This is a genomic window from Streptococcus cristatus, assembly GCF_019685515.1.
Classification (GTDB): Bacteria; Bacillota; Bacilli; order Lactobacillales; family Streptococcaceae; genus Streptococcus.
This window is the reverse complement of the sequence record NZ_JABFFN010000001.1, coordinates 805,367-830,369: the sequence shown is the minus strand read 5'-3', so window position 1 is coordinate 830,369 and position 25,003 is coordinate 805,367. Positions and strand designations below refer to the sequence as shown.

The window sequence follows — 25,003 nt, the reverse complement described above, 5'->3', positions numbered from 1 at the left end:
CGTATCTGCCAAATTGACAGATACGTTTTTAGAGAGATAACTTTTAAAGTGTTTCTATGAGTTCTTGCATCTGAACATCATCTGGAACTAGTTTTAAATAGGTTTCAGCTTGTACCTTTGCTTCTTCAAAATATCCCAATTCACGCAAGAGATAAGTATATTGCTCTAAAAACTCGGGATTGTCCTTGAGGTCAGATGACAGTTCTTGATAGAGCTCATAGGCCTTATCTAAATCCTCGATTTCCTGGTAAGAACGGGCAATCATCCACTTGGTCAAGAGATTTTCAGGTTCTTGACTTTGGAGAGCGATGATATCTTCATACCGCTCTTGTTCCATATAAATGGTTGCGAGGCGAAGAAAAATTTCTTCTGTATCCTCTGCATCTTCTTTAGCAGTAAGGAGAAACTGCTCTGCAGCACTAGGATCATGCAATTCATACGAAAACTGAGAAGCAGCTAGCAAGAGACGGGTTTCAAATGGATTTTTCTCCAGTCCTTTTTTAACGATACGAAGGGCCTCTTCCACCTGATGTTCCTTATGCAAGGCTTGACTGTAACCATACTCATATCCTTCAAAATCTAGTGAAATGGTATCAATCTGCTTAAAGTAAAGAACAGATTTTTGATACTCTTCTTGATCAAAGTAAAGACTAGCCAGTTCAAAGGCAGTTTGGTCATCGTATTCTAGTTCTAAGGCTTTTTCTAAGAATTCAGTTGCAGCTTCAAACTTGCCTAACTGGGCATAAGCGTAGCCAATTCGTTGATAGGTTGATACGCCCGTTCGCTTATAGATGGAGCGATTGTCTAATTGAGCATAGCCCTGAATCGCTTCCTGATAATTTCCTAACTCACTATCCAACTCAGCCAAACCAAAAACTAATAAGGCATCATCTGAGTAATTTGAGGCTTCCAGTAACTTTTCGCGTGCTACATCTGTCAATCCTTCCAACTGATAGAGGTCTGCCTTCAAGGCCAAGGCCGATACGTACCAGTCACTTTCGGGTGTGATTTCCTCAAGGTAAGCAAAAGCTTCCTCAACATTGCCATCCTCGCTAGCAATGCTTGCTAAGTTCAGATTCACTTCTGGAAATTCTGTAACGATATTTTGGTAAATTTCTTTTGCTTGAGGATAAAAGCCAATTCCCTCTAGATAGCTTGCTAGTTCATAAAGAACTTCACTTGAATCTGTTTCGAGGGCTTTGTGAAAATACTGATCCGCTTTGGTTAAATCCTGTTCATCCAAAGCTTGGAGCATGCGTTGACTATTGTTCACTCTTGATTTCCTCCCCTTCTTCTTCATACAAACCGCTGACTTTTTTATACCAGTTAAAGATAGCTGAGATAACAACCTTGGCAGAGGCATAGACAGGAATTCCCAGCAAAACTCCCCAAATACCAAACATAGAACCTGAAGTTAGGAGAACAAAGAGGACATTGATCGGATGGATATTTAGCTGGCTACCTAAAATAAGCGGAGAAACGAAGCGACCTTCAATCGTTTGTTCAACAATAAAGACAATAATCACTTTCAAAAGCATAACAGGCCCCGCTATTAAGCCCAAAACTAAAGCAGGCAACATCGCTAGAAAACTACCCAGATAAGGTACTAGATTGAGGATACCAGCAGTGATCCCTAGAGTCACAGCATACCTGAGACCAATAATCTTAAAGAAGATAATAAACATAATCGCCACGATAATAGCAACTGTAACCTGCCCTCTAACGTAGTTTGATAACTGTTTATTAACATCTGATAAAACTTGTCCTACTGGTTCTTTTAACTTCGTGGGAATAAACTTGGTCAAATAATCTCGCAAACCTTTCCCATCGCGTAAAAGATAAAAGAGCATGAAAGGTACGATAATGACCGCTACAATAACCTGGGATACACTGCTGACAAAGGCGCTGACCCAGTTAACGGCTTGGGAAGAGATTTTGCTCGCCCACATCGTCGCCTCAGTAGAAATATTCGCAAGAACCTGCTCCAATTGCGGTCTAAAATCATCTGGCAAACGTTTGGTTACAAGGTCATTGATAACCTTATCAGCATCTTCCAGGTATGTCGGCACATTCTTCGCAAAATTTAAAACCTGACGTTGCAAATTTGGAATAGCAACCGCTAGCCCCCAAATGATAAAGAGACCAATTATAACAAAGAGAATACTAATGGCAAGAACACGATTGATTTTGTGTTTCTCCATCCAGTCAACAATCGGATTGAGGAGATAATAAAGTAAACCAGATAAAATAACTGGCAACATGACAACTCCTAGAAAATCTAAAACTGGTAAAAAAATAAAACTAATCTTACTTAGAATGAAAAGGTTCAAGCCCAGTAACAAGGTCACCAAGAATACAGTAATAGCTTTATTATCTAAAAACCACTTGAAGAACCAAGATAGGCTAAAATGTTTCTCTTTATGTTCCATAAATACATCCTTTCTGTTATTCTCTCATTATACCATTTTTAGACTAAAATAACTCTTTTTTAAAGTGCTTACATAGATAGACAAAAAGAAAAATCTCCTCTATTGAGGAGATTCATTTAATCTTTAATATGACTTGATAGTTGTTTTTGGTATTCTTCGTTTGATTTTGCTTTTTCTTCAGCAAATTTCTTGCGGAATTCTTCCATTTCTTTACTTGTCACAATCTTATCTTGAATCTTCAGATATTTATAACTGTTTTCGCCTGTTTTATCGCCGACCCAACCATCTGCTCCTGTTCCTGGAACTTTCTTTGTAACAAGCATTTGGGCACCATCAGAGTTAACAGGGATGATCAAAGCACTATCTGTCAGCCATGCTTGAGCTTTAGCATATTTTGAATAGCGTTTTTCGAGATCTGTTTTCTCACTGTTAGCATCATCAAGTAATTCTTTGTATTTATCCAAACCTACTGCCTTAATGGCTGAACTATCTGATCCTGGTGCAATACCAAGTGCTCCAAGAAGAGTTGGTCCAGATGTTGGATCAAATGCATCAAGATAGGTTGATGGATCTGCATAGTCTGGGCTCCATCCACTGTTTGGATTGATATCCCAGTCGATATTGTCTTTTGAAGTTGCAAGAACGGTCATACTTCCCAATTCATCATCAGAAACTTGTTGGATATCAACCACGACATTTTCAACTCCAAGAGCTTCCTCTATTGATTGTTTATACGATTGAGCTTGACGTATAAAATCCGTTTGAGTAGAGGATACTGGCAAGTCCAAATGAATAGGGAACTGAACACCGTCGGCTTGAAGAGTTTTCTTAGCCGCTTCAAGTTTGGTTTTAGCTTTATCTACATTATGAAGTGAATCTTGTGCATCATCTAAGCTAACATCGCTCCAAGCAGTATCCAACTTGTCAAGTTCTGTTTTTGTTACTTGACCAAAAGATTGATCCCCAATTTGAACAAATGTTGGAGGTGTAAAGCTAGTACGTAATTTACGAGGGGCAACTTCATCACCAAATACTTGAGAGACAGCAGCCTTACGATCTGCTCCAAAAGCCAAGGCTTGGCGGAAATCTTTGTTCAACAAAGCTTTCTTAGTAGATGTCTTTTCTTCGTCCGTTGTTTTAGAAGTATGGTTATAGGCTACACGGTCAATATTAGTTGAAATGTAGTAGCTACCTCCTCTTTGTTGACCATACACAATATTGTCTTTGTATTTTTCTTTGAATCGCTCATAGTTTGCAGAATTCTTAAAGAGCGGAGCTGCTGGGTAGTGTCCTTCATCAAAACCACGACCAAGAGAGTCTGCATCTTGACCATCAAAGAAAGTCAATTTTATATCATCAATGAAGACGTTTCCTTTATCCCAATAGTTTTGGTTTTTCGTCATCTCAATTGAAGATTTCGATGTGAGACCTTTCAGAAGGTAAGGACCATTGTATAGAATACTTGTAACATCAGTAGGTTTACCAAAATCATCCCCTTTAGAGGCTAAAAAGTCTTCATTGATTGGTGCTAAAACACCCATCGTTGTCTTGGAATTCCAGAAAGATTCAGGATTATTAAGCGTATAAACAAGTGTATAATCATCTGTCGCCTTAATTCCAACAGTAGAAAAATCATTTGTTTTCCCGTTAATATAATCATCCAACCCTTTGATTGAATCCTGTACGAGATAGAGGGCTTGTGATTTCTTAGCGACAGCATGTTTCAAACCTGTCACGAAATCCTGAGCCTTTACTTCACCATATTCTTCGCCTTCATTAGTGTACCACTTAATCCCTTTTCGGATTTTATAGGTGTAAGTCAAACCATCTTTAGAAACACTCCAGTCCTCTGCTACAGACGGTACAAGATTTCCATATTGGTCATTCTCAAGCAAACCATCGATGACATTCCCAGTCACCTGTTTGGTACTGGAATTTCCAGAAACTGTGTAGTCCAAAGTTGCGGGATCCGATGAGAAGACATAAGTATAAGTCACAGGTTGGTTAGCATTTTTACCACCAGACGAACAAGCTGCTAGTAGTGCTGAGGACAACACTGCTACTGCAGCCGTTAGAAAAATATGTTTTTTCATAAGGCACTCCTTTAAATCAAATATATGATTATTATATCACTTTGATTTTTGAAAGCAAGGTAAAAACTAAATAAATCTCCCTAAGATGTTTTCTGTAATTTTCAAAAAATGATGAAAGTCAGTTAAGAATTTCATTTTGTGGTATAATAAATTTATCATTATTAAGAGGTATGGACATGAAAGAAACTGTTTATTTTGGAACTTACACTCGTCGCTTATCTAAAGGGATTTACAAAGCTGATTTTAATACAGAAACAGGCCAGCTTACAAATCTTGAACTCTTTGCTGCTGAACCAAGTCCGACCTACCTTGCCTTTGACCAACAGCAACACTTATACACTGTAGGGAGCCAGGATGGCTTAGGTGGAATCGCTGCTTACAAGACAGATGGCACTTTGTTAAATCATGTGGTGGAAGAAGGCGCTCCCCATTGTTATGTGGCAGTGGATGAAAAGCGTGGTCTCGTTTATGGAGCCAACTATCATAAAGGACAAGTTCTGGTTTATAAACGTCAAACGGATGGTAGCCTCATCCAAACAGATCTAGATCAGCATAGTGGACAAGGCCCTCATGAAAACCAAGCTTCCCCACATGTACACTTTACGGATCTAACACCTGACCAGTATCTCGTTACATGTGATCTGGGCACGGATGAAGTAACTACCTACGATGTTAGCCCAGAAGGAAAACTAAGTAAACTCTACACTTATAACAGCCAAGCTGGGGCAGGTGCTCGCCACATCGTTTTCCATCATCATTATAAGATTGCCTACCTCATCTGTGAACTCAACAGTACCATTGAAGTCTTGATTTACGATGGTGTTGGTGAATTTGAACGCATGCAAGTCATTTCGACTTTGCCAGATGGATATGAGGGATTTAATGCTACTGCCGCCATTCGTCTTTCAAAAGATGGTAAATATCTCTATGCATCAAACCGAGGTCATGATTCCATTGCTGTATTTAGCATCCTAGCTGATGGTAGTCTGGAGTTATTAGAAATTGTGCCCAGCCACGGACAAAATCCGCGCGATTTCAATCTTACTCCTGACCAAGAATTTCTAATTGCAGTTCACCAAGATTCAGATAATGCAACCGTCTTTAAACGTAATCCTGAAACTGGTCGATTAGCTGAGCTTTCTAACGATTTCCAAGTTCCCGAAGCTGTTTGCATCACATTTAAACATTAATGTAAAATAAAAATGAACTCGCTTAAGCAAGTTCATTTTTATTTTATAGTTTATTTCCGACATTGATACGGTTAATGGCACGTTGTAAAGCAACCTTAGCTCGCCGTTCTTGGTCAATCAAGTGTTTATCTTGTGCTTCTTCAATCTCACGTTCAGCACGAAGTTTAGCACGTTGGGCACGGCTAATATCGATATCACGAGCACGTTCTGCTGAGTCTGCTACAATAGTAATGATGTCATTGGCAATCTCGATAATTCCTCCGTTCACTGCAATCCAGTTCACATGAGTATCGTCATCGATTCGTTTTACCTTTACTTCATCAACCGCTAAAACCGCAATCATATTTTCATGTCGTGGCAAGATCCCCATCTCACCATCCAGAGTTCGTACCGATACAAAGCTGGCATGGTGATCATAGACGAGGCCATCTGGTGTCACGATCTGGACAGTTAAATGAGCCATAGATCACCTCTTAAAATCCCATTTTCTCAGCTTTTGCAATCACATCTTCGATTGAACCGACACCACGGAAAGCATCTTCTGGTAGATGGTCATGTTTTCCTTCAAGGATTTCCTTAAAGCCGCGAACTGTTTCCGCCACTGGTACATAAGAACCAGGTTGGCCAGTAAATTGTTCGGCAACGTTAAAGTTTTGAGACAAGAAGAACTGGATACGACGGGCACGAGCAACCAAAGTCTTTTCTTCATCAGAGAGTTCATCCATACCAAGGATAGCAATGATATCTTGCAATTCATGGTAACGTTGAAGGACACGTTTGACCTCAGCAGCAACTGCATAGTGCTCCTCACCAACAATCTCAGGTGCCAAGGCACGAGAGCTTGAAGCCAGTGGATCAACGGCTGGGTAGATACCCAACTGTACCAACTTACGTTCCAAGTTTGTTGTTGAATCCAAGTGAGCGAAGGCTGTTGCTGGCGCAGGGTCAGTATAGTCATCCGCTGGCACATAGATAGCCTGGATAGAGGTTACAGATCCCTTCTTGGTTGATGTGATACGTTCTTGCAATTGACCCATTTCCGTAGCAAGTGTTGGTTGGTAACCAACGGCTGAAGGCATACGACCCAAAAGGGCAGATACTTCTGAACCAGCTTGAGTGAAACGGAAGATATTATCGATAAAGAGAAGCACATCTTGACCTTCTACATCACGGAAGTATTCAGCAATTGTCAAACCAGTAAGGGCAACACGCATACGTGCTCCAGGTGGTTCATTCATCTGACCAAATACCATGGCTGTTTTCTCGATAACGCCTGATTCTTTCATTTCCCAGTAAAGGTCGTTCCCCTCACGAGTACGTTCCCCAACACCAGTAAATACGGAAATTCCACCGTGTTCTTGGGCAATATTGTGAATCAATTCTTGAATCAAGACGGTTTTACCAACTCCGGCACCACCGAAAAGTCCAACTTTACCACCTTTTAGGTAAGGGGCAAGAAGGTCGATAACCTTGATCCCTGTTTCCAAGATTTCAGATGAGGTAGACAATTCATCAAAAGTTGGAGCTTTCTTATGAATTGGCTGACGCTCAGCGTCTTCAGCGAAAGGAGCATCCAAGTCGATGGTATCTCCCAAAACGTTGAAGACACGTCCCAAAGTTTCTTTACCTACTGGAACAGAGATTGGACGGCCTGTGTCCAAAACTTCCATTCCACGAGTCAAACCATCTGTTGATTCCATGGCGATCGTACGAACCATACCATCACCCAACTCCAAGGCTACTTCAAGGACGATTTTTGTTTTTCTTTCGTCATTTTTGTAGACGACAAGTGCATTATTAATCTCAGGAAGTGTTTCACCTGCTGCGAACAAGACGTCGACAACGGGTCCAATAACCTGAGCAATTTTACCTGAACTCATCTCCTTCTCCTATTCTATATAAGATACTGTCGGTTCCTAGTTCACCTAGGGCCTAAGTTCATTTTAATACGAGGGAGGCAAAGCCTTATTCTAAGGCACTAGCCCCCGCTACAATTTCTGTAATTTCTTGTGTAATCGCCGCCTGTCTGGCACGGTTATACTGAATTGTCAAATCATTGATGACTTTCTTGGCATTATCAGTCGCCGTTTGCATGGCTGTCATACCTGCAGCATTCTCAGCTGTCTTGGCATCGATAATAGCCCCGTATATCATACTTTCTGCAAACTGAGGTAACAACTGCTCTAGAATCTCATCACGACTCGTTTCCAACTCAAATGTCAAGCTATACTCTTCATCCGCTTCATTTGGATCCAAGTCAACAATCGGCAGCATTTGTTCCACACGCATTTGACTTGTGAGAGTATTGACATGATGGTTGTAACAAACATAGAGTTCATCAAAAAGTTCGTTTTGGTACATCTCAATCGTTTTTGAAATAATTTTACGAACTTCATCAAAACTAGGTTGGTCGGCCAAGCCACGTAGTTCATAGATTGGTTGAATGCCACGAGCCTTAAAGAAATCAGCTCCCATACCACCAATACAGATTATCTCAAAACCTGTACCATCTGGATGGTATTCTTCTTTCAACTCCATCACAGCTTTAAGGATGGAAGCATTATAACCTCCAACCAAGCCACGGTCTGAAGTAATAACGATATAGCCTGTTTTCTTAACTGGGCGACTAATGAGCATCGGATTGGTAGAACCACCAGATCCGTTACCATGCAGAATATCCGTCAAAAGCTTACGAACCTTCTGAGCATAAACTTGAAAGTTACGTGCTGCTTCTTCAGAGCGACCTAACTTGGCAGCCGATACCATTTGCATGGCATTGGTGATTTGACTAGTATTTTTTGTTGAGGCGATTTTTGTTTTAATATCATTTAGAGATACTGCCATTTGACACCTCTATTCTTATTGGAAGCTGGATTGATTGAGAAACTCTGTAATCGCAGCATCCAAGACTGCCTCTTCTGGCAAGTCTTTTGTTTCACGAATAGTTTCCAAAATCTCTGGATGTTGTGCATCAAAGAAATCATGAAACTCTTCCTCAAAACGAACAATGTCATCTACAGGAATCGTATCCAAGAAACCATGTGTCAAAGCATAAAGAATGATTACTTGTTTCTCAACAGGTAATGGTTTATGAACTGGTTGTTTCAGAACTTCAACGGTACGACGTCCACGATTTAACTTAGCTTGAGTAGCCGCATCCAAATCAGAACCAAACTTAGTGAAGGCTTCCAACTCACGATATGAAGCAAGGTCGATACGAAGTGTACCAGCAACCTTCTTCATAGCTTTGATTTGTGCAGAACCACCTACACGAGATACAGATGAACCCGCATCGATAGCTGGACGAATACCCGCATTGAAGAGACCATCGCCAAGGAAGATTTGACCATCTGTGATTGAAATCACGTTAGTTGCGATATAAGCAGAGATATCTCCTGCTTGTGTCTCGATAAATGGTAAAGCTGTGATTGAACCACCACCAAGTTCATCAGAAACCTTAGCTGAACGCTCAAGCAAACGGCTATGAAGGTAGAAAACATCCCCAGGGAAGGCTTCACGACCTGGTGGACGACGAAGCAAGAGGGAAAGTTCACGATAAGCGACCGCTTGTTTTGAAAGATCATCATAAACGATCAAAACATGCTTCCCTTGGTACATAAACTCTTCTGCCATAGCAACCCCAGCATAAGGAGCTAGGAAGAGCAATGGAGAAGGTTGTGAAGCAGAAGCTGTCACAACGATTGTGTAGTCCAAGGCACCGTACTGACGAAGTGTTTCAACTTGCGTACGAACAGTTGACTCTTTTTGCCCAATCGCTACATAGATACAGATCATATCTTGACCTTTTTGGTTCAAAATAGCATCAATAGCGATGGTTGTTTTCCCTGTCTGACGGTCACCGATAATCAACTCACGTTGACCACGACCAATCGGAACAAGGGCATCAATAGCTTTCAAACCTGTTTGCAATGGTTCTGATACAGACTTACGTTGCATAACGCCAGGAGCCGGCGCTTCTACTGGACGAGACTTATCGGTATGGATTTCTCCAAGACCGTCAACTGGACGACCAAGTGGATCCACAACACGTCCAATAAGGCTCTCACCAACAGGAACTTCCATGATTTTACCTGTACGGCGAATGGTATCGCCTTCACGAATATCTGTAAAGTCACCTAGGATGATAATCCCAACGTCTGTTGACTCCAAGTTCTGCGCCATCCCATAAGAGCCGTTTTCAAAAATCAACAGCTCCCCACTCATGGCATTTTCAAGGCCGTGAGCACGCGCAATTCCGTCCCCGATATAGGTTACAACACCTGTTTCAGATACATCAAAATTGGGTTTGAAATTTTCAATTTGTTGCTTAATTAAAGCGCTGATTTCTTGTGCGTTAATTGCCAAAAGAACACCACTTTCTATTTCAAATTTTCTTTAACAACTCGAAGTTGTTGTTTAATACTCACATCAATTGTCTTGTGATTAGCAAAAATGACAAAACCACCAATGAGTCCTTCATCAATTTGTTCTTTGACGCTCCGCACTTTCAGAGACATTTTTTTCTCTATCAATGGGAGCAGACGTTCCTTCTGTTCATCTGTTAAAGGATGAGCTGAAGAAATCGTGACTACAAAACGATTGGTCTCTTTTTCAAGGCGATTCAAACAATCTGCAATTACTTCATAAAAAAGATTTGCTCTGTGATTGTAAACCAGAACTTGAATAAAGTTTTGCATTAAAGGTGACACAGAGGCTTGAAAGAAACGAACTGTTTTTTCCTTATCTGACTCATCGACTGCCACCTGAGCTAAAAAAGAAGGTAAACCCGTTTCTTCTGCGACTTGCTTGATTTGATCCAAGTCTGAAAAAATCCGGTCCTCTTCTCCTTTTTCAATCACTAATTGGACAAAAGGCATGCTGTACTTTTCAATGACCTTTGCTGTTTTCTTGTCCATTAGGCTTCTCCTAGCTGATCGATATACTGATCAATGAGTTCCTTATGGGCATGACTGTCAAGATTTTGTGAGATGATTTTCCCAGCTAGACTAACTGTCAAATCTGCCACCTCGCCCTTAACACTTTGTAAAGCTTCAGCTTTATTTTGAGCAATTTCTTGGTTGGCTTTTTCTTTTAAGCGCCCTGCTTCAAGTTTAGCTTCGGCTAAAATATCGGCTTTACTTTTCTCAGCAGTTCCCTTTGCATTCTCGATAATCGTTTTAGCTTCGGTACGGCTACCTGCTAACTCAGCTTCACGTTTGTTAGCTAGTTCCTCAGCCTTTTTACGGGCTTCCTCGGCACCATCAATATCTGAAGAAATCTTTTCAGCACGTTCATCCAAGATGCTGGAAATATTTCCCCAAGCATATTTTTTCACTAAAAAGATCAATAAAAGGAAGGAACCAGCGATAAGAATAAAGTCACCGATAATGGTACTAATAGTTAAATCCATCTTCTAATCCTCCTCTACTTACTCTTCCCCTTCATTTATTTTTTTACCAATGTACATAGATGACAACATGGTAAATACATAAGCCTGAATACATGAAATGAAAATTGAAAAGGCTGTCCATAACATGTTTGCGATAAAGGCAAAAGGATACCAATACAAAGCATTTTGTGACAAGGCTAATAGCAATCCAGCTAAGACCTCACCGGCAAAAATATTTCCGTAGATCCGAATCGCCAAGGAAGCAAAATTGGTGAACTCTTCTAAAATGTTCATCGGAGTCATAAAGCCAGGTGTAACAAATGCTCTCAAATATTCTTTAACGCCTCTACGACGAACTCCTTCTACATGGGCGATCAAAGTGATCAAGAATGATAGGGATAAATCGTATCCAAGGTTGGCTGTTGGGGAAGTCCACAAGTTATAACCGTTTGTTGTTTGTACTTTTGCCATTAAGCCGATATTATTGGCAACCAAGATAAACAGAAATAGAGAAAACAGAAATAAGGAATAATCCTTGATGTATGATTCTCCAATGTTTGGTTTGGTAAAACCAATCACAAAGTCGTAAATCATCTCAAGAGCATTTTGTTTGCCCTTTGGACGGATGGTCATTTTACGACTTGCCCAGTAGACAAAGGCAAAAACCATCAAAACAGTTACAAGAGACATGGCAAGCAGGGTCAAATCAAAGGATATTGGTCCAATATTAACGGTTGGATTCAAACTTTCTTCCATGGTTTGACACCTCCATTTCTAAATAGAGTTGTCTATTTAATGACAAATGACATCGCCAAGGTTACAAAGAATGTTCCTTCGATAAAGGCAATCCCCATAATCATCAAACTACGCAATTGTGGGATGATATCTGGTTGGCGTGCTGCAGATTTGAACAAACCGTTCATCAAAAATCCTTCTGCAAGAGATACACCCATACAGGCAAGACAAAGTCCGAAAAATGTTAAATTCATGACGAATTCTCCTTTTATTTAAAATTTACTTACTTAGTTTAGTCCTAAAATTTGTTTTTGTCAACTTTTTACTTACATTGGAAGCGTTTCAGATGATTTATTTCTATTTTTGCTATTTTTATGCCACTGTATAGATAAGTTTCTCATTTTATGATGAAATGTGTTTCCACTTTTTCTATATTTTCCGAAATAAATTGAAAAATCCAAGTTTAGAACTTGGATAGATTCATTTTATTTGAAATAGTAGGAATAGTGTTGTTTACACCCTGGATTAAATGGAGATTTGCAATAAGGGCAGGCTATTTGTTTTTGATATTCTTGAAATGTTATTGTCCTCTTACAAGCCCCACATAAAATCGGTCGATCCTCCGAAAGCGTCAAGGGGTAGGGTGAAAACAAATGCGTTTCTATAGCATCGTGGCACTGATAGCAAGCATAGTATTTTTTACACTCATAACACTGGAGGGAAACGATGTCCTTTTCACCATGGTAATGAATACATCTGCCTTCATCATCAACTAACAATCCTTGCGCTTGAATCATTCACTTTTCCCTATCTAGGCACGAACTGTGACACTTGTCCCGTCTTCCTTATAGAGATTGATAAGACCTTCTTTGAGAGCTCGAACCATATCCCCAGCTTGCACAGGTTGAGGAACCTTAATGGTCAAGAGTTCCATTGGATTTGGAGCACGGTCGATTTTATTGCCTTTAGAATCGTGAAGATTTTCGATATAGGTTTCAAAATGACGGAAACCTGGTCCGTAAAACTCAACTTGATCGCCTTCATTGATAACATTCCGTTGACGAATGGTTGCTGTCTGGGTTGCATCATCATAAGAAACCACCTCAGCGACAAACTTGTATTCAGGGATTTTACGACGTGCACCAAACAACTGTTCATTTTCTGTAGGTGTGCTATAGTAGAAACCTGTTGCCAATTCACGTTGGGCAACCTTCCACATCTCATCTACCAGGTCTTGTTTAATAGCTTCAAATTTTTCTGGGCTTTCAAGGTAAGCATCCACAGCCGCCTTGTAACAGTTGGTCACAGTTGAAACATAGTGGATTGACTTCATACGACCTTCAATCTTGAGACTGTCTACACCATTTTCAATCATATCTGGAATATGGTCAATCATAGACATATCAACGGCTGACATCGAAAATTCTTCTGGAATTTCACCTTTAAGACTCTTGCGTTCTTGACCAAAAGGCATGTCGTAAAGGTCGTATTTCCAACGGCAAGACTGCGAACAACCACCACGGTTGGCATCACGCATACTCATGTGGTTTGATAGCGTACAGCGACCTGAGTAGGAAATACACATGGCTCCGTGAACAAAGGCTTCAATTTCTACATCAGTGTGTTTGCGAATCTCTGCCAATTCTTCCATTGAAACCTCACGCGCCAAAACGACACGAGTCAAGCCCAGTTCTTTCCAAAATTCAAGCGTTTCATAGTTGGTCGCACTGGCTTGGGTAGAGAGGTGGATTTCAAGACCTGGTGCTTCTGTTGCTGCAATCATAATCAAGGCCGGATCTGACACGATAACTGCCGCAATCCCAATGTCACGCAACTTACGGAACCACTCACCAGCCCCAGCTTCATTTCCTTCGTGCATAACCATGTTGGCAGCTACATAGACCTTGGCACCATACTTGGCAGCGAACTGCACGCCTTCTTCCATCTGTTCAAAGGTGAAGTTTCCTGCACGGCTACGAAGACCATAAGCTTGTCCACCTATAAAAACAGCATCAGCTCCATACCGAACAGCCACTTTTAGCTTCTCTAAAGTCCCTGCAGGCGATAAAACCTCAGGACGTTTCAATGTTTTTGTCATTTTTTCTCCTATTTGCAATATAAAAGTTTGACGTTTTTCCTTCTCATTTTATAGTAAATAAAGGATAAAATCAAGCCTAGACAGATTGTTTTGACAATTCTAATCTTTTAAGAAAACAAAAAACTAGCCTTTCTAAACTAGTTATTTTCAAGATAAAATTCAAAGCGTTCACCCACGTATTGACTCTTTACATATTCAAAAGCTGTCCCATCTTCAAGATAAGAAACCTGAGTCAAGGCTAAAATCGCATGCCCCTTTTCGACTTCTAGATAGTCAGCAATCTTTTCCTTAGCCAATCTCGCATAAATGGTCTGTTGGGATTTACCAATCCGGTAGCCATACTGCTGCAAGGTTTGAAAGAAGTGACTGGTGATTTCTTCTTTTTTGAAATCCTTAATAAATTTCTCAGGAATGGATGCGACTTCATAGACTAGTGGAACTTGGTCAGCATAACGCACCCGTTCCATGCGGATAATATTCTCTGTTGGAGTAATCCCCAGCTTTGCGATCTCTTGCTCATTTGGAATAGTTCTTCTGTAAGAAATGAGTTGGCTGGAAGGTACTTTCCCCTGAGATTTGACAATCTCCGTAAAACTGGTTGTTCCTCGCATTTTTTCTTGGACACGAGTGCTAGAGACAAAGGTTCCACTTCCTACACGACGCTCCAAAACTCCTTCCTCGACCAAGAGAGAGATAGCTTGGCGTAATGTCATCCGGCTAACTTGAAACTGTTCAGCTAAATCTCGCTCACTTGGAAGCCTCTCTCCGATTTTCCAATGATGCTCATCTATATCCTTCTTGATCTGATCGTGGATTTTCATATAAGCTGGTAACATGATTCTCACTTCTTTTCTTTATTTTCTCCATTGTACCGTATTTGCTAAGAAAAAGTCAAACTTTGCCTTGTTTAGTTGGTAATTCGCCCCTATTTGTGATAGAATATTGAAAAAGATATTTCTTTTGAGAAAGGAAAAAGATGAGCAACATTTCAACTGATTTGCAAGATGTCGAAAAAATCATCGTGCTGGACTATGGTAGCCAATACAACCAGCTGATTTCACGCCGTATTCGTGAAATTGGTGTTTTTTCAGAGCTAAAAAGTCACAAAATCTCAGCTGCAGAGGTTCGTGCGATTAACCCTGTAGGGATCATCCTCTCTGGTGGACCAAACTCTGTATACGAAGATGGTTCATTTGATATTGACCCAGAAATTTTTGAACTTGGCATTCCAATTTTGGGAATCTGCTATGGTATGCAACTTTTAACTCATAAACTTGGAGGAAAAGTTGTTCCTGCAGGTGATGCTGGTAACCGCGAGTATGGCCAATCACCACTTACTCATACCACTTCTGCCCTCTTTGAAGGGACTCCTGAAGAACAGATTGTTTTGATGAGTCATGGCGATGCTGTTACAGAGATTCCAGCTGATTTTGTTCGTACTGGCACTTCTGCTGACTGTCCTTATGCAGCTATTGAAAACCCAGAAAAGCACATTTACGGTATCCAATTCCACCCAGAAGTGCGCCATTCTGTATACGGAAATGATATCCTTCGCAACTTTGCCCTTAACATCTGTAAGGCTAAAGGCGACTGGTCAATGGACAACTTCATCGACATGCAGATCAAGAAAATCCGTGAAACTGTAGGTGACAAGCGTGTTCTTCTAGGTCTATCAGGTGGTGTTGACTCTTCTGTTGTTGGGGTTCTTCTTCAAAAAGCAATCGGTGATCAATTAATCTGTATCTTTGTAGATCACGGTCTTCTCCGTAAGGGAGAGGCTGACCAAGTTATGGACATGCTTGGTGGTAAGTTTGGTTTGAATATCGTCAAAGCAGACGCTGCAAAACGCTTCCTTGACAAACTTGCTGGCGTTTCTGATCCTGAGCAAAAACGGAAAATCATTGGTAACGAATTTGTTTATGTCTTTGATGACGAAGCAAGCAAGCTAAAAGATGTAAAATTCCTTGCTCAGGGAACGCTTTACACTGACGTGATTGAGTCTGGTACAGATACAGCCCAAACCATCAAGTCACACCACAACGTTGGTGGTCTTCCAGAAGACATGCAGTTTGAACTGATTGAGCCACTCAACACTCTTTACAAAGATGAAGTTCGTGCTCTCGGTACAGAGCTTGGTATGCCAGACCACATCGTATGGCGCCAACCATTCCCAGGACCAGGGCTTGCTATCCGTGTCATGGGTGAAATCACTGAAGAAAAACTAGAAACTGTTCGTGAGTCTGATGCTATCCTTCGTGAAGAAATCGCTAAAGCTGGTCTTGATCGCGATATCTGGCAATACTTCACTGTCAACACAGGCGTTCGTTCAGTCGGTGTTATGGGTGATGGTCGTACTTATGACTACACGATTGCCATTCGTGCTATCACTTCTATCGATGGTATGACAGCTGACTTTGCCAAAATTCCATGGGAAGTCCTTCAAAAGATTTCTGTACGTATCGTCAACGAAGTGGACCACGTTAACCGCATCGTCTACGATATTACAAGTAAACCACCTGCAACCGTTGAGTGGGAATAGGCCAATCAAACACAAAAGAACTCTGAATTTGATTCAGAGTTCTTTTGTTAAGCAAGGAACTTACTTCTGCTTTCCTTTTCTTATTTACGCTTCTTCTTCGCTTTTTTCATTTTGTTAGCCATGCGTTTCATAGACTGTTTCATGGCAAATTCACCGATTTTACCTTTAAGTCCTCCACCAAACATCTGGCTCATATCTGGCATGCCTGCTCCCCCGAGACCCGACATATCTGGCATTCCACCTTGTCCCATCATGCCTTCAAGGGCAGACATATCCATTCCTCCCATATTTGGCATATTTTTTGGAAGGTTATTTGGATTGATTCCCATCTGCTTCATCATCTTGTTCATATCTCCAGACATGACACCTTGCATGAGCTGTTTGGCCTGGTTAAAGTCCTTGATGAATTTATTGACTTCGACAAAGGTATTTCCAGAACCTGCAGCGATACGACGGCGACGGCTTGGATTTAACAAATCAGGGTTTTCACGTTCTTCAGGTGTCATGGAAGATACAATGGCACGTTTGCGCGCAATCTGGCGCTCATCCACCTTCATATTTTGAAGGGCTGGATTGTTAGCCATACCTGGGATCATCTTGAGCAAGTCTTCCATTGGCCCCATGTTTTGCACCTGATCCAATTGATCGATGAAATCATTGAAGTCAAAGGTGTTTTCGCGCATCTTCTCAGCCATTTCAAGTGCTTTTTGCTCATCGTATTCCTGAGAAGCTTTCTCAATCAAGGTCAACATATCCCCCATACCAAGGATACGGCTTGACATACGGTCTGGGTGGAAGGTTTCAATATCTGTGATCTTTTCACCCGTACCAGTGAACTTGATAGGTTTACCAGTGATGTGGCGAACAGACAAAGCTGCACCACCACGAGTATCTCCATCAATCTTGGTAAGAATAACACCAGTCACTTCCAACTGAGCATTAAACTCACGCGCAACATTGGCTGCTTCCTGACCAATCATGGCGTCCACTACGAGTAGAATTTCGTTTGGTTGGGCCAATGCTTTTACGTCACGAAGCTCATTCATTAGGAGCTCATCAATCTGTAAACGACCTGCCGTATCGATCAAGACATAGTCGTTATGATTGGCTTGTGCTTGCTCCAAACCTTGACGAACAATCTCAACAGCTGGAACCTCTGTTCCAAGTGCAAAGACAGGAACATCAATCTGTTGTCCAAGTGTTTTCAGCTGATCGATGGCTGCTGGACGATAAATATCTGCCGCAATCATCAAAGGACGAGCATTTTCTTCCTTCTTGAGTTTATTAGCCAGCTTACCAGCAAATGTCGTTTTACCAGCCCCCTGCAGACCGACCATCATGATAATGGTTGGAATTTTTGGTGACTTGATAATCTCTGCCGTATCGGAACCTAAAACAGCCGTCAGTTCCTCATCAACGATTTTAATAATCTGTTGTGCTGGATTAAGGGTATCAATGACGTCGTGCCCTACTGCACGCTCACGAACTTTCTTGATAAAATCCTTTACAACAGGCAAGGCAACGTCAGCTTCCAGCAAGGCCAAACGAATCTCTTTGGTTGCTTCTTGGACATCAGCCTCAGAAATTTTTCCCTTTTTACGTAGATTTTTAAAGACGTTCTGCAAACGTTCTGTTAAACTTTCAAATGCCATTTTTTTCTCCTATATTTCATTAATTCGGTGGAAAACGTCCAAAATCTTGTAAACAAACAAGTTCTTCTGGAGTGACTTCTTTCATTATCTCATTTGGATATCCCCAACAGCTAAATCCCTCTTGAATTGCTCGGGAGATAGAATCAGGTGAGAGGATTTGTAGTCTTATGGAAAAAGGGTCCTCAGCAGCTAATAGTGTACAGGGTATACCTTTGTAGATGACTATACCTCCCACACTTATTCTCTATTATCAATGCTTGTTAAAACTTCTATCTGCTCCTGCAGAAAGTCATCCTTAGGATAACGCTCCAAGATCTGGTCAAAAATCTGACTGCGGACAATGTAGTCCGAATACATGTGCAATTTCATCTCATAATCTTCTAGAATCTTTTCTGTCCGCTTGATATTATCATAAACAGCTTGACGACTGACACCGAACTCTTCAGCAATCTCAGCGAGACTGTAGTCATCAGCATAGTAGAGTTCAATATAGTTCATCTGCTTGTCTGTCAAAAGCGCAGCATAAAATTCAAAAAGCGCATTCATACGATTGGTTTTTTCGATTTCCATAACCTTTATTATACCAAAAAAACGATTATACTGCTAGAGTAGAAGCACTTTAAATGGATCAAGAATAAAAAAGAACCTTGCAAGGCAAGATTCTTTTAGTGTCTGACTTAAATAATTGTTCTTCTGGGAACTTAATCGAATTAAGCTTCGATTTCTGTAACCATACCTGAACCAACAGTACGTCCACCCTCACGGATAGAGAATGTAGTACCTTGTTCTACGGCGATTGGGTGGATCAACTCAACGTCGATAGTCACGTTATCACCAGGCATTACCATTTCAGTACCTGCTGGAAGTTCGATTGAACCTGTAACGTCAGTAGTACGGAAGTAGAATTGTGGGCGGTAGTTGTTGAAGAATGGAGTGTGACGTCCACCTTCTTCTTTAGTAAGGATGTAGACTTCACCTTTGAATTTAGTGTGTGGGTTGATTGAACCTGGTTTAGCGATAACTTGTCCACGTTCGATTTCGTCACGTTGAATACCACGAAGAAGGACACCTACGTTATCTCCGGCAAGACCTTCATCAAGTTGTTTACGGAACATTTCAACACCAGTAACAACTGCTTTTTGAGTTTCGTCTTTGATACCAACGATTTCGATTTCGTCGTTGACACGAACAGTACCACGGTCGATACGTCCTGAAGCAACAGTACCACGTCCAGTGATTGAGAATACGTCTTCGACTGGGAGAAGCAATGGTTTATCTGTATCACGTTCTGGTTCTGGGATGTACTCATCAACAGTATCCATCAATTCCATGATGATATCTTCGTATTTAGTATCACCTTCAAGTGCTTTAAGAGCTGAACCTTGGATAACTGGAAGATCGTCACCTGGGAAGTCGTATTCTGACAAGAGGTCACGGATTTCCATTTCAACCAATTCAAGCAATTCTTCATCGTCTACCAAATCAACTTTGTTCATGAAGACGATAAGGTGTTTAACACCAACTTGACGTGAAAGAAGGATGTGTTCACGAGTTTGTGGCATTGGTCCGTCAGTTGAAGCTACTACAAGGATAGCTCCGTCCATTTGAGCGGCACCAGTGATCATGTTTTTAACGTAGTCCGCGTGTCCTGGAGCGTCGATGTGAGCATAGTGACGTTTTGCAGTTTCATACTCAACGTGCGCAGTGTTGATAGTGATACCGCGTTCGCGTTCTTCTGGAGCAGCATCGATAGACGCATAGTCTTTAGGTTGGTTAACTGCTGAAGGCAAGCGACGTGCCAAAACAGTTGTGATAGCTGCAGTCAAAGTAGTTTTACCGTGGTCAACGTGTCCGATAGTACCAATGTTAACGTGTGGTTTACTACGATCGTATTTTTCTTTTGCCATTTGAGTAAAAGCCTCCAATAAAATATATTTTATAGATAGACAGTAGGCAATACAGTCTAACTTTCCTTACTATTTTATCAAATTTCTGCTAAATTGCAAGTGTTTTACACATATTTTATGAATTAATCTGAATCTTACAAAGTGCTGTTCTTCTGCTTCTTTATACAATTCAAGCTTATTTCATTCTAGCGGTATTATGCTCACAAAAAAATCAGGTTCCCCTGATTCTAAATAGATTCTGATTTTTCCAGTTCTTTAGCTTCCTTATGATTTTCATATAATTTCGCCAAGAACTTAGTGATTTCTTTGAGAATAGAGTAAGTTGGCACTGCTACAATCATCCCTATGACGCCGTAGATATTACTTGATAATAAGAGAAGCACCAAAATCGTAATCGGATGCACTTTCATAACTCCTCCAACAATACGTGGATAGAGAACATTTCCATCAATTTGTTGAATAATAAGCATATAGGCAACCGCAAGCAGCATACGATGAGGATCCGTGAACACATTGGCAATCACCATTGGAATCAAGCCGATACTTGGACCAACATAAGGAATCAAATTTGCGATTCCAGAGAAAATAGCAAAAACAAGAGCGTACTTTAATCCGATAACGCTATAACCAATATAGGCTAAACATCCGATAATAACGGCATCAATTGCAATTCCACTGATGTAGCGCGCTATAGTTGCATTGAGATTGGTTAAAAGGCTAGAGAGATTTAATTTGTCATGTTTTAAGACAGTTCGTTCCAACATAGGCAGCAACTTATGTCCATCTAACAAGAAATAAATCAAGAAGACGGGGGTCATAATGAGAATCAGAACCGTGCTAAACAAGGCTGAAAGGACGCTTCCTAAACTGTTGCTGACGCTATTAAGAATATTCTGTAGGATATCCACATAGGAGAGATTTAACTGTTGAATTGTTTGTTGAATATCGATATTCTGGAAAATAGGGTTCATCGACAAATCAATAACCAAATCCTGCAATCTGCTATAGATGTTTTGACTAGAAATAATCAAGCTAGTCAACTGATTAATCAGAATCGGCAAGAGATAGACGACCCCTACAACGATGGCACCAATTAAAGCACAGAGAGTGACCAAGACACCAATTAGACGATTAATTTTACATCTCTTTTCCAAAAAGGTAACGATTGGATTGGTAATGTAGTAAAAAAATCCACCTAACAAAAATGGAATCATGATGGTATTCACAACCGTCACGAAAGGAGTAATAATCGCTCCCATCTCTCTCCAAAGATAGAAAATGAGTGTTAATAATAAAATTTCAGCTGTCCAAAAAAATAATTTGTTTCTACGGAACATAGGCATCCTCCTCTATTTATTTTATCATATTTCTTCAAAAGATAAGATGGCTTTAGTATAAAAGCGAGAATATTTTTTTTCTTTATGATAAAATAAAGCTAATATGAAAAAAATAATTTTATCTTTTATAACACTTTTTGTTTTTGGAACAGCTTCTACTGTTTCTGCTCAGGAGTTTGATGTTGCTGCTAAACATGCCATTGCTGTCGAGGCTACAACTGGAAAAATCCTCTACGAGAAAGATGCAAATCAGCCTGTAGAAATTGCTTCTATTACGAAACTGGTTACAGTCTATTTGGTCTATGAGGCCTTGGAACAAGGAACTATCAGCCTATCTACACCTGTTGATATTTCGGACTATCCTTACAAACTTACAACTAATTCTGAGGCCAGTAACGTCCCTATGGAAGCTCGAAATTATACTGTTGAACAACTATTAGAAGCTACAATGGTATCCAGTGCAAACAGTGCTGCGATTGCGTTAGCAGAAAAGATTGCTGGTTCTGAGAAAGACTTTGTAGACAAGATGAGGGCTAAACTTCTTGAATGGGGAATCCAAGATGCTACTATTGTAAATACTACTGGTTTAAATAATGAGACCCTTGGCGATAATATCTATCCTGGTTCTAAAAAAGACGATGAAAACAAGTTGAGTGCCTACGACGTTGCAATCGTCGCTCGTAATCTCATCCGAGATTATCCTCAAGTTTTGGAAATCACTAAAAAGCCAACTTCTACTTTTGCTGGACTTGAAATCCACTCAACCAACTATATGTTGGAAGGAATGCCAGCCTATCGTGGTGGTGTCGACGGTTTGAAAACAGGTACTACCGACAAAGCCGGTGCCTCTTTCGTTGGAACAACTGTTGAGAAAGGGATGCGTATCATTACGGTTGTTTTAAATGCAGACCAGCAAGATAGCAACCCTTATGCACGTTTTACTGCAACTTCTTCACTTTTAGATTATGTTTCTGCGAACTTTGCTTTAAAAACTGTCGTTCAGAAAGGCGAAACCTATAAAGATAGCAAAGTGACAGTCCTTGATGGGAAAGAAGATAAGGTAGCTGCAATTGCTAAGTCAGATATTGCAATCGTCCAACGAGTTGGAAGTGAAACAACATCAGCTCTTCAATTCACACCAAAATCAGAAATAGCCCCACTGGAAGAAGGCAAGGTTGTCGGTACTCTAACCTATGACGATCAGGATTTGGTCGGTCAAGGTTATCTCACTTCTGAAAAACCTTCTTTTGAAATGGTCGCTGAAAAGAAAGTAGAAAAAGCCTTCTTTTTGAAGGTTTGGTGGAATCAATTTATCCGCTTTATCAATGAGAAACTATAAAAAAATCGCGAACAATCGCGATTTTTTCTTTATTTCATTTCATCTCTTTAAAAGCTGCTTCCGCATCTGCATTGCTAATAGCACCGAACTGAATTTTCCCGATTTTACCTTGACTGTCAATCAAGTATTCCGTTGGAATACTACGAATTTGGTAGGCTTGAAAGGCGGTTGCTTGGGTATCATACAAAACTGGTATATCCTTGTACTCTTGCTCTTGAAACCATTTTGGAAAGTCTTGAACTGTTTTTTCACCTTGTAGACCTGGTGCAATGACACTCAAGATTTCAAAGTCTCGATCTTGTTTGGCAGCTAATTCCATCAACTCAGGCATGCTTTTTTTACATGGTCCACACCAAGAAGCCCAGAATTTCAAATAAACTTTTTTCCCTTTATAGTCTGATAACTTCACTTCTTTGCCATCCATAGACTGCAAGGTGAAGTCTGGTGCATCCTTACCGACTGCGATTTGTTGTACAGCGGGTTGTTTTGGACTGCTTGTCTGTTTGGTTTCTTTTTCACCACAGGCAATCAACAAGAATAGAGACATGAGGCTCAATCCAGCAAAAATAACTTTTTTCATTTTTTCTCCTTTTATCCAAGAATTCCTGATAAGGCATTTAACTGCCCTAGCATTAATAATAATCCCATCAAAATAATCAAAGCTCCCCCGATTTTTTTTAGTAGGATCATATGGGGTTTTAATTTACTAAAGTAGGGCATGATCCAGCCCGAAGCTAAGGCCAAAAGAATGAAAGGAAGGGCCATTCCCAATGTGTATACTAATGTTAACACGGCTCCTTGCCAAGCACCATTGCCACCTGAAGCTGCTAGGGCCAAGACTGAACTTAAAACCGGTCCGATACAAGGGGTCCAACCAAAACTAAAGGTTATCCCAAGTAAAAAGGCTGATAGATAGTGATTAGACTTGGATTGTTTGAAGGTGACTGTCTTTTGAACCTCCAGTTTATTGAAATGCAAGATTTCCATCTGGTGAAGCCCTAAAAGAATAATGACTATTCCCATAGCATAACGAAACCAGTCTGCATAGAGCATGTGCCCTAGGAATCCAGCTCCAAATCCTAAAATAAAGAAAATGAGGGAGATTCCTGCAACAAAGCACAAGGTTCGAATTAAACCTGACCATGCAACGTTTCTTCCAAAAAAGCGAAAGCTTTTCGAATTTCCCTGATCATCCAGTAAAATACCAGCATAGACAGGTAGCAAAGGAAAGATGCAGGGTGAAAAGAAGGACAGGATACCTGCTAAAAAAACGGATACTAGAAATATAATCGACTCCAACGAATTACCTACTTTCTCAAAATTCTAATCTTATTTTACTATAAAAGAAAAAAATTGTAAGAAGTTTGCTACGCTTGTTTATTTATCTACATTTGACACAAAAAAAGGAGCTAAGCTCCCTTTTATCGTTCTAATAAGTTCCTTCTTCACCTTGACTGGTCAAGATAACAGGACCGTCTTTGGTAATCACGAATTGATGTTCATATTGGCAAGATAGGCCACCATCAATAGTCTTATGAGCCCAGCCAGTCTTCATATCTGTATCAATTTCCCAATCTCCAGTATTGATCATGGGTTCAATGGTCAGCACCATTCCTTCACGGAGACGGAGTCCACGGCCTGCAATACCGTAGTTAGGAACCATTGGTTCTTCATGCATAGTGGGACCAACTCCGTGTCCAACCAAATCACGTACGACACCATAACCGCGACTTTCAGCGTATTCTTGAATGGCCGCACCGATATCACCGATACGATTTCCAACAACTGCTTTCTCAATCCCTATATACATAGCTTCCTTGGTCACGTCCATCAAGTTTTTCACTTCTTCAGACGGTGTACCAACCGCATAAGCCCAACATGAGTCAGCTAAACCACCGGAATAGCTCTGGGTGTATTTTTTCATTTGCTCAACATTGTTAAAGTTGAGTTTAGATACATTGAGGTCGGATTTGGCAATCGGACCACCAAGTACCATGTCAACCTTGAGCAAATCGCCATCTTTCAAGATGTAATGACGTGGAAAAGCATGAGCAACTTCGTCGTTGAGAGAGCAACAAGTAGCATAGGGATAATCCATAACTGCGCCATCCACGCCAATCTGTAGAGGAAGGAAATTTTCCTCTTTACAACGTCGACGAACGTACTCTTCAACTTCCCACATATCTACGCCTGGCTTAATCAAATCACGTAAGCCGATATGGATACTTGCTAGGAAATCACCAGCCTTGTCCATGGCTTCGATTTCACGTGCTGATTTTAAAGTTATCATTTTTT

At 40.6% G+C, this 25,003-nt stretch carries 25 protein-coding genes; 3 read left to right on the top strand and 22 right to left on the bottom strand.

Annotated features, from left to right (window positions below):
* Positions 1–43 precede the first annotated feature (43 nt).
* The 3 genes from FOA33_RS04035 to FOA33_RS04025 all read right to left on the bottom strand — a co-directional run bounded on the left by FOA33_RS04035 (position 44) and on the right by FOA33_RS04025 (position 4,522).
* The gene (locus FOA33_RS04035; RefSeq protein WP_221160719.1) at positions 44–1,273 is read right to left on the bottom strand and encodes a tetratricopeptide repeat protein; all 1,230 of its coding nucleotides are present in this window, start codon (positions 1,271–1,273) and stop codon (positions 44–46) included.
* Positions 1,263–2,429, bottom strand: a complete 1,167-nt coding sequence (locus FOA33_RS04030; RefSeq protein WP_084933381.1) for an AI-2E family transporter — start codon at positions 2,427–2,429, stop codon at positions 1,263–1,265. Before FOA33_RS04030 ends, FOA33_RS04035 begins: the two co-directional genes overlap by 11 nt.
* A 116-nt stretch (positions 2,430–2,545) precedes the next feature.
* Positions 2,546–4,522, bottom strand: coding sequence for a peptide ABC transporter substrate-binding protein (locus FOA33_RS04025; RefSeq protein WP_221160718.1), 1,977 nt, complete (start codon positions 4,520–4,522; stop codon positions 2,546–2,548).
* Between the two features lie 176 nt (positions 4,523–4,698).
* Here FOA33_RS04025 and FOA33_RS04020 point away from each other — a divergent pair, with 176 nt between their 5' ends.
* Positions 4,699–5,712 carry a lactonase family protein gene (locus FOA33_RS04020; RefSeq protein WP_221160717.1) on the top strand — a complete coding sequence of 338 codons (1,014 nt, stop codon included), beginning with the start codon at positions 4,699–4,701 and terminating at the stop codon, positions 5,710–5,712.
* A gap of 43 nt (positions 5,713–5,755) precedes the next feature.
* Here FOA33_RS04020 and FOA33_RS04015 read toward each other — a convergent pair whose 3' ends face one another.
* The 11 genes from FOA33_RS04015 to FOA33_RS03965 all read right to left on the bottom strand — a co-directional run bounded on the left by FOA33_RS04015 (position 5,756) and on the right by FOA33_RS03965 (position 14,770).
* The gene (locus FOA33_RS04015; RefSeq protein WP_000940837.1) at positions 5,756–6,175 is read right to left on the bottom strand and encodes a F0F1 ATP synthase subunit epsilon; all 420 of its coding nucleotides are present in this window, start codon (positions 6,173–6,175) and stop codon (positions 5,756–5,758) included.
* 10 nt (positions 6,176–6,185) lie between these two features.
* Positions 6,186–7,592 (bottom strand): F0F1 ATP synthase subunit beta, encoded by a 1,407-nt coding sequence (gene atpD, locus FOA33_RS04010; protein WP_000094371.1) that lies wholly within the window; start codon positions 7,590–7,592, stop codon positions 6,186–6,188.
* Between the two features lie 85 nt (positions 7,593–7,677).
* Positions 7,678–8,556: a F0F1 ATP synthase subunit gamma gene (locus FOA33_RS04005; RefSeq protein ID WP_000301231.1), complete on the bottom strand. Its 879-nt coding sequence runs from the start codon at positions 8,554–8,556 to the stop codon at positions 7,678–7,680.
* Between the two features lie 15 nt (positions 8,557–8,571).
* A complete protein-coding gene (atpA, locus tag FOA33_RS04000; protein ID WP_045617024.1) occupies positions 8,572–10,077 on the bottom strand; it encodes a F0F1 ATP synthase subunit alpha in 1,506 nt (501 codons plus the stop codon).
* 14 nt (positions 10,078–10,091) lie between these two features.
* Positions 10,092–10,628, bottom strand: coding sequence for a F0F1 ATP synthase subunit delta (locus tag FOA33_RS03995; RefSeq protein WP_221160716.1), 537 nt, complete (start codon positions 10,626–10,628; stop codon positions 10,092–10,094).
* Positions 10,628–11,122 carry a F0F1 ATP synthase subunit B gene (atpF, locus tag FOA33_RS03990; protein ID WP_000366309.1) on the bottom strand — a complete coding sequence of 165 codons (495 nt, stop codon included), beginning with the start codon at positions 11,120–11,122 and terminating at the stop codon, positions 10,628–10,630. The genes FOA33_RS03995 and atpF overlap by 1 nt, the downstream gene beginning before the upstream one ends.
* Before the next feature lie 18 nt (positions 11,123–11,140).
* Complete coding sequence (atpB, locus tag FOA33_RS03985; protein WP_000392938.1) at positions 11,141–11,857, bottom strand: F0F1 ATP synthase subunit A; 717 nt, start codon at positions 11,855–11,857, stop codon at positions 11,141–11,143.
* A 32-nt stretch (positions 11,858–11,889) separates the two neighbouring features.
* Positions 11,890–12,090: a F0F1 ATP synthase subunit C gene (locus FOA33_RS03980; protein ID WP_001054551.1), complete on the bottom strand. Its 201-nt coding sequence runs from the start codon at positions 12,088–12,090 to the stop codon at positions 11,890–11,892.
* A gap of 231 nt (positions 12,091–12,321) precedes the next feature.
* Positions 12,322–12,633, bottom strand: a complete 312-nt coding sequence (locus tag FOA33_RS03975; protein ID WP_221160715.1) for a CHY zinc finger protein — start codon at positions 12,631–12,633, stop codon at positions 12,322–12,324.
* Positions 12,634–12,647: 14 nt separating this feature from the next.
* Positions 12,648–13,934: a peptidase U32 family protein gene (locus FOA33_RS03970; protein WP_221160714.1), complete on the bottom strand. Its 1,287-nt coding sequence runs from the start codon at positions 13,932–13,934 to the stop codon at positions 12,648–12,650.
* A 137-nt stretch (positions 13,935–14,071) separates the two neighbouring features.
* Complete coding sequence (locus FOA33_RS03965; protein WP_045617014.1) at positions 14,072–14,770, bottom strand: GntR family transcriptional regulator; 699 nt, start codon at positions 14,768–14,770, stop codon at positions 14,072–14,074.
* 140 nt (positions 14,771–14,910) lie between these two features.
* Between FOA33_RS03965 and guaA the strand changes: the two genes are divergently transcribed.
* Positions 14,911–16,473: a glutamine-hydrolyzing GMP synthase gene (guaA, locus tag FOA33_RS03960; RefSeq protein ID WP_038806148.1), complete on the top strand. Its 1,563-nt coding sequence runs from the start codon at positions 14,911–14,913 to the stop codon at positions 16,471–16,473.
* Between the two features lie 80 nt (positions 16,474–16,553).
* Here the strand turns inward: guaA and ffh are convergent, their stop codons facing one another.
* The 5 genes from ffh to FOA33_RS03940 all read right to left on the bottom strand — a co-directional run bounded on the left by ffh (position 16,554) and on the right by FOA33_RS03940 (position 21,369).
* Positions 16,554–18,125, bottom strand: a complete 1,572-nt coding sequence (gene ffh / locus FOA33_RS03955; protein ID WP_084851910.1) for a signal recognition particle protein — start codon at positions 18,123–18,125, stop codon at positions 16,554–16,556.
* Between the two features lie 19 nt (positions 18,126–18,144).
* Positions 18,145–18,360 (bottom strand): 2-oxoglutarate:acceptor oxidoreductase, encoded by a 216-nt coding sequence (locus FOA33_RS09305; RefSeq protein ID WP_311043416.1) that lies wholly within the window; start codon positions 18,358–18,360, stop codon positions 18,145–18,147.
* Positions 18,361–18,362: 2 nt separating this feature from the next.
* Positions 18,363–18,695, bottom strand: a complete 333-nt coding sequence (locus tag FOA33_RS03950) for a putative DNA-binding protein (protein ID WP_000402068.1) — start codon at positions 18,693–18,695, stop codon at positions 18,363–18,365.
* 140 nt (positions 18,696–18,835) lie between these two features.
* On the bottom strand, positions 18,836–20,032 hold the full coding sequence (tuf, locus tag FOA33_RS03945) for an elongation factor Tu (RefSeq protein WP_001040717.1): 1,197 nt from the start codon (positions 20,030–20,032) through the stop codon (positions 18,836–18,838).
* A 227-nt stretch (positions 20,033–20,259) separates the two neighbouring features.
* A complete protein-coding gene (locus FOA33_RS03940; protein ID WP_221160713.1) occupies positions 20,260–21,369 on the bottom strand; it encodes an AI-2E family transporter in 1,110 nt (369 codons plus the stop codon).
* Positions 21,370–21,472: 103 nt separating this feature from the next.
* On the opposite strand from FOA33_RS03940, the gene pbp3 reads away from it, so the two are divergent.
* Positions 21,473–22,708 (top strand): D-alanyl-D-alanine carboxypeptidase PBP3, encoded by a 1,236-nt coding sequence (pbp3, locus tag FOA33_RS03935; protein WP_009730077.1) that lies wholly within the window; start codon positions 21,473–21,475, stop codon positions 22,706–22,708.
* 34 nt (positions 22,709–22,742) lie between these two features.
* Here pbp3 and sdbB read toward each other — a convergent pair whose 3' ends face one another.
* From sdbB to FOA33_RS03920, 3 genes are all read right to left on the bottom strand, one after another.
* Positions 22,743–23,288, bottom strand: a complete 546-nt coding sequence (gene sdbB / locus FOA33_RS03930; protein WP_221160712.1) for a thiol-disulfide oxidoreductase-associated lipoprotein SdbB — start codon at positions 23,286–23,288, stop codon at positions 22,743–22,745.
* Between the two features lie 11 nt (positions 23,289–23,299).
* Positions 23,300–24,007, bottom strand: a complete 708-nt coding sequence (gene ccdA2, locus FOA33_RS03925) for a thiol-disulfide oxidoreductase-associated membrane protein CcdA2 (protein ID WP_221160711.1) — start codon at positions 24,005–24,007, stop codon at positions 23,300–23,302.
* A 130-nt stretch (positions 24,008–24,137) separates the two neighbouring features.
* The gene (locus FOA33_RS03920) at positions 24,138–24,998 is read right to left on the bottom strand and encodes a methionyl aminopeptidase (RefSeq protein ID WP_000631552.1); all 861 of its coding nucleotides are present in this window, start codon (positions 24,996–24,998) and stop codon (positions 24,138–24,140) included.
* Positions 24,999–25,003: the final 5 nt, after the last annotated feature.

Coding starts and splice junctions, on each gene's coding strand:
- FOA33_RS04030 (WP_084933381.1), bottom strand. CDS start 2,429: ATGGAACATAAAGAGAAACATTTTAGCCTATCTTGGTTCTTCAAGTGG.
- FOA33_RS04025 (WP_221160718.1), bottom strand. CDS start 4,522: ATGAAAAAACATATTTTTCTAACGGCTGCAGTAGCAGTGTTGTCCTCA.
- FOA33_RS04020 (WP_221160717.1), top strand. CDS start 4,699: ATGAAAGAAACTGTTTATTTTGGAACTTACACTCGTCGCTTATCTAAA.
- FOA33_RS04015 (WP_000940837.1), bottom strand. CDS start 6,175: ATGGCTCATTTAACTGTCCAGATCGTGACACCAGATGGCCTCGTCTAT.
- atpD (WP_000094371.1), bottom strand. CDS start 7,592: ATGAGTTCAGGTAAAATTGCTCAGGTTATTGGACCCGTTGTCGACGTC.
- FOA33_RS04005 (WP_000301231.1), bottom strand. CDS start 8,556: ATGGCAGTATCTCTAAATGATATTAAAACAAAAATCGCCTCAACAAAA.
- FOA33_RS03995 (WP_221160716.1), bottom strand. CDS start 10,628: ATGGACAAGAAAACAGCAAAGGTCATTGAAAAGTACAGCATGCCTTTT.
- atpF (WP_000366309.1), bottom strand. CDS start 11,122: ATGGATTTAACTATTAGTACCATTATCGGTGACTTTATTCTTATCGCT.
- atpB (WP_000392938.1), bottom strand. CDS start 11,857: ATGGAAGAAAGTTTGAATCCAACCGTTAATATTGGACCAATATCCTTT.
- FOA33_RS03980 (WP_001054551.1), bottom strand. CDS start 12,090: ATGAATTTAACATTTTTCGGACTTTGTCTTGCCTGTATGGGTGTATCT.
- FOA33_RS03975 (WP_221160715.1), bottom strand. CDS start 12,633: ATGATTCAAGCGCAAGGATTGTTAGTTGATGATGAAGGCAGATGTATT.
- FOA33_RS03970 (WP_221160714.1), bottom strand. CDS start 13,934: ATGACAAAAACATTGAAACGTCCTGAGGTTTTATCGCCTGCAGGGACT.
- FOA33_RS03965 (WP_045617014.1), bottom strand. CDS start 14,770: ATGTTACCAGCTTATATGAAAATCCACGATCAGATCAAGAAGGATATA.
- guaA (WP_038806148.1), top strand. CDS start 14,911: ATGAGCAACATTTCAACTGATTTGCAAGATGTCGAAAAAATCATCGTG.
- ffh (WP_084851910.1), bottom strand. CDS start 18,125: ATGGCATTTGAAAGTTTAACAGAACGTTTGCAGAACGTCTTTAAAAAT.
- FOA33_RS03950 (WP_000402068.1), bottom strand. CDS start 18,695: ATGGAAATCGAAAAAACCAATCGTATGAATGCGCTTTTTGAATTTTAT.
- tuf (WP_001040717.1), bottom strand. CDS start 20,032: ATGGCAAAAGAAAAATACGATCGTAGTAAACCACACGTTAACATTGGT.
- FOA33_RS03940 (WP_221160713.1), bottom strand. CDS start 21,369: ATGTTCCGTAGAAACAAATTATTTTTTTGGACAGCTGAAATTTTATTA.
- pbp3 (WP_009730077.1), top strand. CDS start 21,473: ATGAAAAAAATAATTTTATCTTTTATAACACTTTTTGTTTTTGGAACA.
- sdbB (WP_221160712.1), bottom strand. CDS start 23,288: ATGAAAAAAGTTATTTTTGCTGGATTGAGCCTCATGTCTCTATTCTTG.
- FOA33_RS03920 (WP_000631552.1), bottom strand. CDS start 24,998: ATGATAACTTTAAAATCAGCACGTGAAATCGAAGCCATGGACAAGGCT.